We start from the raw sequence: 11,092 nt of genomic DNA, 5'->3' as shown, positions 1-11,092 counted from the left end.
TCTCTTTTTATTGTTTTTCATATTCTCTTTACAAACTCCCTATACTACGATATTTCTAAGAAATAATGAAAAAAAAAGGAAGAAGAAATGTTAAAAAAATTTTACATTTTTATTAAATTATAAATATAATAATTTTTTATTCATAAAATACATTTTAATGTTGCATTGAAAATTATTAGTTAAGAATAAACTAAGTTTTATTCTATTATAATACATAACATAGTTTTAGAGTAGTAGAATCTTAATATTATTATTTTTGTATCTTTTTACAATATATATATATATATATATATCAACATTAACTATTATATATAAAATATAAATGATATGTAAAATGATATATACATAATATATTAAATTTATCTCTAAGCTATAAGTTACTTTATTTATTTTTTAAGGAGAAAGTTATGAAAAGACTTTTTAGTATTTTTGTGTTAGCTTTAACACCTGGTATCAGTTCATTGTCAGCAAAAGCACATATTGAAGTAGCACAAGTGCAAACTTCACATCATCAGTTTCAACAATCTGATGCAGATTTCTTGTTTAATGGAATAGATACAAGTAAAGTTGCGGTGTTGGATAATCAAGAGATGGAAGAGACTAAGGGTGAGTTCTGGTGGTTTGTTATCCCATTGGCTATAGCACTTATAAATTATGCCTTTTCTTGTGGGGTAGATAAGCAATGTGGCAAGAGTGCTATTGAGATTCCAACAATTGACATCCCACCTGTAAAACTCTAATGTTATATCGAATTTTTATTCTTTTATTATTCCCTATAATCTTTAGCAATATTTCTCATGCCTATCGTTGCTATGAAAAGAGTTGTGGTGATGTGAGAATTGGGGTTGGTATGTATTATGGTGGGTTTGATACTTTACCAGACTCTAGAGCGAGTAATCTCGGTGGCTTCCTTTCTTTTTCTTTCGGGCATTATTGGCAGAGTGGATTAACATTAAACCTTGATGGAATGGGTGGGTATGGTGCAAGTGGTATAGTGGATTCTGCGACTATGTATAAACGCACACATTTCATTGTGCTTGTAAATCCTAGTATTGGGTATAATATTAGTAGTGATTTAAATAATCCTCTGGTTATCTCATTAAATATACCAATGGATGTGTATAATATGGCACGCATTACACCGCAAGCTTTTGTAAATCCAATGTATTTTTTAGGAGTAAGTGTATTTAATCGCAAAATGATAAATCAGAATCTAGGCATCGAATATTCTCTTGGTTATGGATTTAATATATTGAAGCGGTATATGGGTGCTAGTTTTGATGAATCTTTTACATTCAGTGGTGGGAATCGGTTTGAAGCATCTCTAGGGGTTATATTGAGACGAGATATAGAGCCACCATATATCAATAGAGCGAAGAAGGCTGATTTTTATGCAAGAATAAAGGGGATTTATTACAACATGAATGCCTTTCATGCGACATATACAAATGCGGACATTATTTATCCTAAAGCCAATAACTTCATGCTTTTATTTGAAGTTGGTATGAGCATGGATTGGTTGTATTATTGATGGATTGAAATTAAAATTTATAGAATCTAGATCGCATCATTTAGATTCTATTAATAAGAAACAAATAGGACATTAAAGTTTATCTTACCGCGATGTAATTTGCTCCAACGAAATCACATGAATTATTCATAAACTAAATGGATAAAACCAACTTGACTCCAATCTCTAAAATTAGAACGAGGCAAATGAACTTACTATCTTCTTAGTCATTAGCATTGATTTAGCCAGACATTTATCGATGTATAGAATCTATACATTCATTTGTTGATTATTGCAAGATACCCCCACTTATTTAACAATATTATATTGTGTCATCTTCCTCTTTATTGAATATTCCAAATATTCAATACATTGCAATGAGACGCTAATATGGCCAATTTGATTCTATTGCATCAGTTGTTGGTTTTTTTCCTAAAGTATCAGAAATTTTTCCTACACTTACAATTGATATTTTTGAATCAGCAATATACTTGCTCTCAATACTATTATCTCTTTGAATATCATAAGGGCGTATCACACCGCTAATCTGAAGAATTTGTTTTTCTCCATTAACCAGCATTTCTTGCTTTCCATAGATAAAGTAATTACCATTTTCCATAACTTTCAGAATCCTTGCAGTGAGTGTTAATGAAAGATTCTGTGCTTGAGAGTATGTCCCACCACCTTGAAAATTGCTCGTATTATTTGGTTTTGTCAAAGTATAATTTACTTGGTCATTCAAATATTGTGTGTTAGCTTGTTGTTGAGCATCTTGCCCATTATATGCAATTTGTGGTGGAATAATATTTCCTCCGCTACTCCCACTATATTTTTTGTCAATTTTAAAGTCATTTGTAATATTCTCACGCACATTTATAGTAATCAAATCATCAACACGCATAGCCCTTCTGTCTGCAAATAAAGGTCTTTCCCCTTGTCCAAAAAGAGAACCTGGTCTTGAAAATTCTGGAACAGGATCCTTTGATGGCATGTCATTAACATAATCTGGGGGATTCATATCGATTTCTGGCTCATAGGCAAACAATAAAATAGGTAAAAACACTGCCAAAGTTATCTTTTTCATACTCATCCTTTAGTAAAATATTGTATAATTTAAGCAAATTACATTCCTAAAAGGATAGTTATGAACATAAAAGAAAAAATGATGGCAGACATCAAAGAAGCCATGAAAAATAAAGATAATGCTAAACGAGATACATTAAGAACATTACACGCAGCACTCAAACAAGTTGAAATTGATAAAAGAATCACTCTTAGCGATGAAGATTGTATAAATATTCTTAAAACAGCATTAAAGCAAAGAGAAGATGCAAAAGAAAGTTATATACAAGCAAATCGCAAGGATTTAGCCGATAAAGAGGAATTTGAGATTGCTTTGATTTTAGAATATTTACCTAAACAATTAAACGATAGAGAGTTAGAATCTGCACTTCAAGCAATTATTATAAGAGTTAATGCACAAGATTCTAAAGATTTGGGTAAAGTTATGGTTGAAGCAAAAAGTCTTAATCAAGTTGCAACAGGAAAAAGAATTTCTGAAATGGCAAAGGTAATGCTTACTAAAATCAGCTCAAGTTAAACGCTATTATTATGCAATAAAAGAATCTTTCATTACTTTAGCCAATATTAATCAAAAGATTCTACATACATGTAATACTCTATATCGAGTAATTTGTTTCTGAATCAATTTTGGCTAAAGCAATTAATACCTCTCAAATATGTAATATTTCTCAATATAAAGATTCTAAAATCTCTATTTTTAGGTTTCCATGAAAAACTATTATCCAGTCTTCTATAATTTTTGTGAGAATTATAGAAGACAAAATCTCTTCATTTTCTCTGTGATTTCTTAAAACATATCTATATACATCATATATCAAATGACTAGGAATGAATAATAATTCCCGGAATGATATAAGCAATAAATGCTGTCCAAATCCCAATAAAAATTACAAACCCAATAGAATATTTAAGTGTGAATCTAAATAAATCAGACTCTTTACCCACAAGTCCTACCGCTGCACATGCAATAGCAATACTTTGAGGACTAATCATTTTCCCAACAACGCCACCAACTGTATTCGCTGCTAAGAATAATACTTCTTGAGCATTTAAAACTTTTGCTGTTGCTTGTTGCAATGGACCAAATAATAAATTTGCACTTGTATCGCTTCCCGTCAAGAACACACCTATCCAACCAATAAATGGTGAGAAGAATGGGAATAGTGAGCCTGTATGAGAGAGTGCAATACCCATAGTTGCAGCTTGTCCGCTATTTTTTGCTATAAATGCAAAGGCTACCACGAGTCCAATTGTAACAATAGGTATAAACATTTCCTTTAATGTTTCACTTGCAGCTTCCACTACCATATTTACTCTAGCTCGCAAGATAAATATGCTTAAGATAGCTGCTAGTAGAATTGCTGTTCCAGAGTTTTGGATCAGTTGCCAATTCCATGTAGCACCAAGTGGAGTAGGATCAGGATACAATGGAGCTACCTGCATGACTTGATTGTGTAGCCCATGCATTGCGAATAAAATATTTGTATCCTTAAGCACACCATCACTACCAAACAATGCTTTAAATGCTGGGAGATTCCAAAGTCCAATAGCAATGACCAACAATATAAAAGGCATCCACGCTAAGAATATTGTTCCTACGGAATGTTGTTCTGTTTTTTCTGCTTTAGCGATGTTAGAGTTATGGTTTGTATCACCAGTATAGATATTTTTTGGTTGCCAAAACTTTAAAAAAATTGAAGTTACCGCAATAGAAACAATCGCAGAGATAATATCAGGTAGTTCAGGTCCTAGATAATTCGAACTCCAATATTGCACACCTGCAAAAGAAACAGATGCTACAAAAACAGCTGGAAATGTCTCTTTTACCCCCTTAAAACCACTCATCAAAAATACGATAAAAAATGGCACAAAAAGTGTTAATGGTGGCAACATTCTCCCAACCATACCTGCAATATCATGTGAACTCACACCAACAGCATTGCCTAAGGCAATAATTGGAATACCAACTGCACCAAATGCAACGGGTGCGGTATTGGCAATCATACATAACCCAGCTGCATATAATGGACGCAAACCCAAACCTACAAGTAAAGCTGCGGTAATAGCAACTGGACCACCAAAACCAATAGCACCTTCTAAAAATGCACCAAAACAAAATGCAATTAAGATAACCTGCAATCTTTGGTCTGGTGTAACAGCCATAACGCTTTGCTTAAGAATTTCAAAATATCCCGTTTTGACAGCAATTTTATATAAGAATATTGCTGCAATGATAATCCAAGCAATAGGCCAAAGCCCAGTCAAAAACCCTTGCATAAAACTCATTAAAATCATATTAAAGGGCATTTGATAAACAACAAGTGCGATAATAGCACTCAAACCAACGGTTAAACTTGCTGCTACCCAACCTTTTAACTTGAGCCAAACGAGGCATGCAAGAAATAAAAGAATTGGTAATAATGCGACCAACCCACTTATCCAAATATTATCTGCAATAGGGGTATAATTTTGTGTCCATGCACCCAAAGTTTCTAAATCTGACATATTTACCTTCCTTTTAGATTTGATAATGTGTTATAGTAACAACAATAAGACAATTTCAAATATTACTTTAAATTAAAATTAAGAAAAATACAAAATTGGGTAAAAAAGTAATATTTAAGCTTTATTGCCACAAGTTATGCAACACATTATAACAAACTTATGCTTTTTTAAATTAACACTTTAATTATTATATTTTTACTATTTTTGATATAAGAATTATACTTTGTATGAAAAATTATTTTATGGTTTTTTGCTTTTTAAATTATTTTTATTATAATTTGGGATTAATTTTTGGGAGTTTTACAATGTTATTAAAAAATAATACTACACAAAAAGACATCTTTTGTAGTCCAATATCATTGAAAAAATTCACACATAAGTATAAAAAGATTTTACTATTACTCTTTATCGGTTTTACGCAAATAATATGTTTAGCAAATAATGACAATGTGGTAATTCTAAAAAATTATATCAAAAATGAATACTCCAAAACATATCCTGAAATTCATATAGAATCAATTTCGTTGATTACACGTAATACACTTAATCTCTATAATATTGAACTTCTCTCAAAGAATCTCAATTCGATACGAAATTCAAATGGATATGTTACTGTAAGTTATAAATATAATAATAAAATACTCCAAGAAAATATAAAATACACTATACAAGCAAATATACGAATATATATTGCAAGTGATAATATTCCTGCAAAAAGCAACTTTAATACTGCAAAATTTACTGAGAGATTACAAGATTTTTCAATTTTAGCTAGTATTCCCGCGACAAAAGCGGAAATACTTCAATCAAGTGCAAAAGTTTATATTCCAGCAAATAGCATTATTTCACGCAACAAATTATCCAAAAGAATCCTTATAGCAAAAGATTCTCAAGTAAAAATTATTTTAAGAACAGATGGGATAGAAGCGATTACTACAGGAAAATCTGTGGAAAATGGTGTTATGGGTGATATCATAAAAATTGAGAATCTTGAAAGCAAGAGAACAATTAGTGGGGAGGTTATTGGAGAAAACATTGTGCTTATTCGATAATTATCAGCGAGATAAAACCTAAATATAAAACAGAGTAAATAGAATCCCTCCTCAAATTTGCCTTTTGCCCTATCGGCAATGCGTATAGTCGCCAACAAAAGATTGTCATTTTGCAAACTATGCTTGAAGTCTTTGATGATAATTACAACAAACATTTATATTTGTTTGATTCATATTCGACAAAAGTGCTTGGTATGGATACGATGTATATTTCTCTGAATAAAGATAAGAATCTTATGTTTTTTAAAATGCCTATTGATTCGCTCATTGTCGAGATTACAAACACCCCGCTTATTGACAAGATGTTTCGTCATTTCTCATCAAAATATTCGATACTAAAGCATATTCCGCCATCAGATTCGACGCAGATTCTCAAACTCATCTTAGAATCTATTCAAAACAATCATGAGCTTTTTGCGTTTTTATCTCTCGTGCGAGACAAAACACCTTATGGAGAGCTTTTTGCAAATAATGTCATGCGGGATTAGTGTGGGCATAATGTATGGAGAATTGATTGATACATGAAAGGGAAGCGGATTCATTCATAGAGAATCTAGCATTTCTATCAATATTCTAGCAACAAAAACGCTATAATGCCTCCTTATATTTTCCTAAGTAAGTTTAGAATTCCTCTTCATAGTTTTCATAAGGATTCCATTTTGTGAAGAGAGAATCTCACATAAAGGCACACAATGTATTCACAAAATATAAGCGAAGAAGAGCTGAAAAACAAAGTCGCAAATGACTTTTTTCATCATAAGATATTTAATCATACGCGTATCATTGGCAAGATTGATTTTTGTATCTCTTATGATGATAAATCCTTATTTCATCAAATCAATTTCCTTTGGGCAGAAGCAAAAAAGGGCAATACAGCTGATTTGATAGAATCTTTTGTGCAATTAATCCTTACGATTGGCAAAGAAAGAACATTTGAGGAGAATCTCCCCCCGATATTCTTAGGGGCATTTGATTGTGAGAAAATCGCTTTTCTTGAATGGCATGAGATTCAAGGTGTGTTTTCTCAAAATGATTTTAATTGGAATGTTGCACCAAGCAATCATGAAAGCAAAGAGTTTCTCCAACTCTATAAAGATATACAACAGAATATAGAATCTAAAAAGCTACAATTTGACTTTTCACACGACAAATCCCAGCTAGAGCTTTTCATCAAAGAAAACTTCACGCTTATAAACAAAAACTTACAAAAGATTCAAATCACGAAAAATAACTTCGTCTATGTCTATCAAAGATGGCATGAAAGTGTGAAGCCAAGTATTAGCTTAGATTTTGAAGCAGAGAAACCCGATATTTTAGAATCTGATTTCTACCTTGCAGATTTGCTGAGTCATGACAATAGCACAAAAGAAATTATGCAAAATCTTCGAATCTTGCTTGAAAGAGAGAGCTATAAAATCAATCTTGAACGCACGCCAAGCGGGAGACTGAATTTTAGTGAAGTAAGCTTTAACGACAATCAAAAGGCACATACTACATTTTGGGCGATTTATGAGCGACCACCAGAGGAGGAGTATTGGGATTATATTTTAGAGCGGAGGGATTTGCTTGTCCCACAAGATATACGAGAGCGTAAAGGGAGCTTTTTCACTCCACAAATATGGGTAAATAGAGCGCAGGAGTATTTGGAGAAAGCCTTAGGAGAGGATTATCAAGATGAATATTATATTTGGGATTGTGCAGCAGGGACAGGGAATTTACTAGCCAACCTTACCAATCCTAGAAATATCTTTGCCTCAACCCTAGATAAAGCAGATATAGAGATTCTCAAAGAGCGGATAAGAAATGGGACAAATCTCTTAGAAAATCATATCTTTCAGTTTGATTTCTTAAATGATACTCTCTTTGATAAAGCCTGTAACAATCACCAAGAGAGCTTTGATGAGGAATGCAAGTATTGTCAGAAGTCCAAACTCCCCGCAAATCTCATAGAGATTCTAAGTGATGAGCAAAAACGCAAAAAGCTCATTATTTTTATCAATCCACCTTATGCGGAGGCAAGTTCTTATGGTGGAAACGGCAAACCGCTTGTTGCGAATTCTACAAAAACTTACGAAAAATACCTATCACTTGTGGGTGGTAACGCTATGAATGAACTTTTCGCACAATTTTTCTTTAGAATCTATCAAGAGATTGATGGTTGCATTTTGGCGGCTTTTAGCAAACTCAAATACCTCAATTCCACCAACTTCATCACATTCCGCTCAGCATTTCAAGCAAAGTTTTTAAAAGGATTCATTTGTCCCGCTTATACCTTTGATAATGTCAAAGGGAGTTTCCCTATTGGCTTTTTGATATGGGATACGAGTGTGAAAGAAAACAATGAAAAAGAAAAATGATATAATTTCATTGAAGTTTGTGTCTTTAAGGAGCAATGATGACAATTACATTAAAAAATGTAGATTTTGAGCTTTTGAATGTTTTAGAATCTCTGCAAGGACTTAAAAAGGATTTAGAGATTATCAAATACCCAAATGATGAGACTTTGGAAGCTATGAAAGAATGCGAGGAGATAGAAAGAGACATTAAAAATGGCACAAGAAAACCCTTTGCCTCATGGGAAGAGGCAAGAGAGGCATTGCTTAAGGATTAAATGTGTATCAAGTTGATTTCAGCACTCAATTCAAAAAAGATTATAAAAAAATAGTCAAACAAGGACATAAAGAGATGGTAGATTCTCTCATTGAAAAACTTGCAAATGGTGAAATATTAGAATCCAAATACAAAGACCACGTCTTGCAAGGGAACTATCAAGGATATAGAGAATGTCATATCAAACCAGATTTGCTCCTTATCTACAAAAAGAATGAGAATCTTTTATTGCTTACATGTATGCGTATCGGCTCACATAGTGAAGTATTTTAAAACAATGAAAAAGAAAAATGATATAATGACACAAAAGCTTCAAGGAGTGATATTATGGAAGTCGCTATCACAATAAAAAATGCTGATAAAAATATGATAAAAGCCATAAAAGCGATATTGCAAACGCAGCCATCACTAGATTTTCGTATTGATACTATCGAGCCAAAACTAAGCAAAAGGACAATCAAAGCTATCAAAGCAGTGGAATGTGGTGATGTGATACGATGCAAGGATTTTGAGGATTTTAAGAAAAAGGTATTAGAGTGAAAATTGGGAGTGAAATTTGTTTTTTAAATATTTGAGTATAGCAGGGATAGTCTTAGGTGTTTTGTTGCCTTTAGTGGTATTTATTTATTCACTAAACATTGGACCTTATTCGGGCATACTCTTTATATTCTCACTCCTGTATGCCCCTGTGGTATTTTTTGTCTTTTTTGCTTTGGGGTTATTCTCTCAAATTGTTTATATTTTCAGCACTGCCAAAAATCCCTATAAGACACTTCCAAAGCTTCAAATCTCTTATAGTGAGGGAAAGTTCATTGTAGAATGGAGCAAAAATAAGCAAGAATATTTGATGAAAGTGAGATTCTATAACTATCATCAAACAAAACCTACCCTTGCGAAATGTGAATTTTATGGGCAAGAAAACAAAAAGCTTCAAAATGATAAGATCATAAAGCTTAACAATATCGCTTCATTTGAAAATGAATATTTTGCTTTGGTTTCTATTGCTTTATTGGTGCGACTTTTGCAAGAATACTTAGAATACGATTCTCTATCCACAATCCCCACGACAAACGCTCATAGCAATGACTTATGGTTAGAATCCAACATTCAAAATTTTGAACGATTCAATAAGGCTAAGTCAAGTGTGCATAATAAATATGCCAAACAAAGCTTCAAGCGATTTTTAGTAATATGTTTTATTGTGTGTGGCATTTTTTGCGCGTTTTGGGCATATAAGCATACACGATTTAATTCCCAAAGCATTTGCGAAGCAGTCAGCAATGGCGATATAGAGCGGACTAAAACACTTTTAGAATCTGGCACACCTAGCTTTTTATTCCCTGCACATAATCCAAACCAAAGATGTTACCTCAAAGATAAGTTTATGCCTGGGATTTATAATCTTTTTGGAAAAAAAAGAGAGAGCAGTCCTTTGCTTATTGCCATAGACAAACGGAATATAGAAATGGTAAAAACCCTCCTCGCCTACAATGCAAACGCATTAGATACTCATATACTCACTGAATCTCTGCAAAGTGAAAAAATACTAAGACTACTCCTTGAGAGCGAGAGTGTCGCGTATGCTGATACAAAAAAACTCAAAGAAGTGTTGAATAATGTCTTAAAAGCCTCATTTTTTTATGACGAAAAAATAGACGGCAAGCTTGCCGCATTGCTTTTGAAATATGGCGCGGATTTTGATAAAACAATATTTCAACACGCCTTGAGTTATTCTAATAATGAAGCCATTTTATTATTTATGAATAAACGCCCATTATCAAGTGATATATTAGCAGATACAGATACTTTGCTCCTTGCTTTTGAGTATGCGAATGCAGAAGTTATCATAAGACTTGCTAAAGCAGGAGCAAAAGCAGATTCTAAAATTCTCCACAAAGCCTTTATGAGAGACTATAATATAGGGAATAATGATGAAGTCGATGAATATGAACGCATCGTGCGCCTTGCTATAAACTTGATACGCAAGGAATATGGCAGTATAGATAAAGAACAAATAAATAGTATATTTTTGCAACTCCATAAGCTCCCTAGTTTGCGCCTAGCCATAGAAGCAGGAGCGGATATAAACATACAAAGAAAGGAAGGGAATACACAATTATTGGATTTATTAGGAATGATTAAAACGCATAAAAGTATCATTTTTTTGCTTGAAAATGGAGCGAACAAGGAGATACGCAATACCAAGGGCAAAAATGCTCTCGATATTTTTAATGAGCGATTTAAAACAAACCCTTATAATACGCGAGATTCTCACGATTTAGAGGATATTCAACATATAGAATCATTGCTTACCCATTAAGCTTGTCATGGT

Annotated in this window: 12 protein-coding genes; 10 read left to right on the top strand and 2 right to left on the bottom strand. The window is 32.8% G+C overall.

Annotated elements, in window-relative coordinates; genetic code table 11:
- The first annotated feature begins 407 nt into the window (after positions 1 to 407).
- The gene (locus CQA53_RS08735) at positions 408 to 740 is read left to right on the top strand and encodes a hypothetical protein (RefSeq protein WP_115543619.1); all 333 of its coding nucleotides are present in this window, start codon (positions 408 to 410) and stop codon (positions 738 to 740) included.
- The gene (locus tag CQA53_RS08730; RefSeq protein WP_147290018.1) at positions 740 to 1,531 is read left to right on the top strand and encodes a hypothetical protein; all 792 of its coding nucleotides are present in this window, start codon (positions 740 to 742) and stop codon (positions 1,529 to 1,531) included. The genes CQA53_RS08735 and CQA53_RS08730 overlap by 1 nt, the downstream gene beginning before the upstream one ends.
- A 364-nt stretch (positions 1,532 to 1,895) precedes the next feature.
- On the opposite strand, the gene flgH is transcribed toward CQA53_RS08730, so the two are convergent.
- Entirely contained in the window at positions 1,896 to 2,594 is a 699-nt protein-coding gene (gene flgH / locus CQA53_RS08725; protein WP_181882406.1) for a flagellar basal body L-ring protein FlgH, read from the bottom strand.
- 60 nt (positions 2,595 to 2,654) lie between these two features.
- Here flgH and CQA53_RS08720 point away from each other — a divergent pair, with 60 nt between their 5' ends.
- Positions 2,655 to 3,110 (top strand): GatB/YqeY domain-containing protein, encoded by a 456-nt coding sequence (locus CQA53_RS08720; RefSeq protein ID WP_115543616.1) that lies wholly within the window; start codon positions 2,655 to 2,657, stop codon positions 3,108 to 3,110.
- A gap of 305 nt (positions 3,111 to 3,415) precedes the next feature.
- On the opposite strand, the gene CQA53_RS08715 is transcribed toward CQA53_RS08720, so the two are convergent.
- Positions 3,416 to 5,098, bottom strand: coding sequence for a lactate permease LctP family transporter (locus CQA53_RS08715; RefSeq protein ID WP_115543615.1), 1,683 nt, complete (start codon positions 5,096 to 5,098; stop codon positions 3,416 to 3,418).
- 305 nt (positions 5,099 to 5,403) lie between these two features.
- Between CQA53_RS08715 and flgA the strand changes: the two genes are divergently transcribed.
- From flgA to CQA53_RS08680, 7 genes are all read left to right on the top strand, one after another.
- Positions 5,404 to 6,150 (top strand): flagellar basal body P-ring formation chaperone FlgA, encoded by a 747-nt coding sequence (flgA, locus tag CQA53_RS08710; RefSeq protein WP_115543622.1) that lies wholly within the window; start codon positions 5,404 to 5,406, stop codon positions 6,148 to 6,150.
- A gap of 110 nt (positions 6,151 to 6,260) precedes the next feature.
- A complete protein-coding gene (locus tag CQA53_RS08705; RefSeq protein ID WP_115543614.1) occupies positions 6,261 to 6,638 on the top strand; it encodes a hypothetical protein in 378 nt (125 codons plus the stop codon).
- Positions 6,639 to 6,842: 204 nt separating this feature from the next.
- A complete protein-coding gene (locus CQA53_RS08700) occupies positions 6,843 to 8,507 on the top strand; it encodes a hypothetical protein (RefSeq protein ID WP_115543613.1) in 1,665 nt (554 codons plus the stop codon).
- A gap of 38 nt (positions 8,508 to 8,545) precedes the next feature.
- Entirely contained in the window at positions 8,546 to 8,761 is a 216-nt protein-coding gene (locus CQA53_RS08695) for a hypothetical protein (protein WP_115543612.1), read from the top strand.
- A gap of 2 nt (positions 8,762 to 8,763) precedes the next feature.
- Positions 8,764 to 9,033 carry a type II toxin-antitoxin system YafQ family toxin gene (locus CQA53_RS08690; RefSeq protein ID WP_115543611.1) on the top strand — a complete coding sequence of 90 codons (270 nt, stop codon included), beginning with the start codon at positions 8,764 to 8,766 and terminating at the stop codon, positions 9,031 to 9,033.
- 54 nt (positions 9,034 to 9,087) lie between these two features.
- Positions 9,088 to 9,300, top strand: a complete 213-nt coding sequence (locus CQA53_RS08685) for a hypothetical protein (RefSeq protein WP_115543610.1) — start codon at positions 9,088 to 9,090, stop codon at positions 9,298 to 9,300.
- Positions 9,301 to 9,316: 16 nt separating this feature from the next.
- Positions 9,317 to 11,080 carry an ankyrin repeat domain-containing protein gene (locus CQA53_RS08680; RefSeq protein WP_115543609.1) on the top strand — a complete coding sequence of 588 codons (1,764 nt, stop codon included), beginning with the start codon at positions 9,317 to 9,319 and terminating at the stop codon, positions 11,078 to 11,080.
- Positions 11,081 to 11,092: the final 12 nt, after the last annotated feature.

Origin of the sequence: Helicobacter didelphidarum (assembly GCF_003364195.1) — a bacterium.
In the GTDB taxonomy this organism is placed as follows: Bacteria; Campylobacterota; Campylobacteria; order Campylobacterales; family Helicobacteraceae; genus Helicobacter_A; species Helicobacter_A didelphidarum.
This window is presented reverse-complemented; position numbering and strand designations above follow the sequence as displayed.

What these genes read in the sequence shown, in the direction of transcription:
- CQA53_RS08715 (WP_115543615.1), bottom strand. Translation starts at nt 5,098, where the DNA reads ATGTCAGATTTAGAAACTTTGGGTGCATGGACACAAAATTATACCCCT.
- flgA (WP_115543622.1), top strand. Translation starts at nt 5,404, where the DNA reads ATGTTATTAAAAAATAATACTACACAAAAAGACATCTTTTGTAGTCCA.
- CQA53_RS08735 (WP_115543619.1), top strand. Translation starts at nt 408, where the DNA reads ATGAAAAGACTTTTTAGTATTTTTGTGTTAGCTTTAACACCTGGTATC.
- CQA53_RS08700 (WP_115543613.1), top strand. Translation starts at nt 6,843, where the DNA reads ATGTATTCACAAAATATAAGCGAAGAAGAGCTGAAAAACAAAGTCGCA.
- flgH (WP_181882406.1), bottom strand. Translation starts at nt 2,594, where the DNA reads ATGAAAAAGATAACTTTGGCAGTGTTTTTACCTATTTTATTGTTTGCC.
- CQA53_RS08720 (WP_115543616.1), top strand. Translation starts at nt 2,655, where the DNA reads ATGAACATAAAAGAAAAAATGATGGCAGACATCAAAGAAGCCATGAAA.
- CQA53_RS08730 (WP_147290018.1), top strand. Translation starts at nt 740, where the DNA reads ATGTTATATCGAATTTTTATTCTTTTATTATTCCCTATAATCTTTAGC.
- CQA53_RS08685 (WP_115543610.1), top strand. Translation starts at nt 9,088, where the DNA reads ATGGAAGTCGCTATCACAATAAAAAATGCTGATAAAAATATGATAAAA.
- CQA53_RS08695 (WP_115543612.1), top strand. Translation starts at nt 8,546, where the DNA reads ATGACAATTACATTAAAAAATGTAGATTTTGAGCTTTTGAATGTTTTA.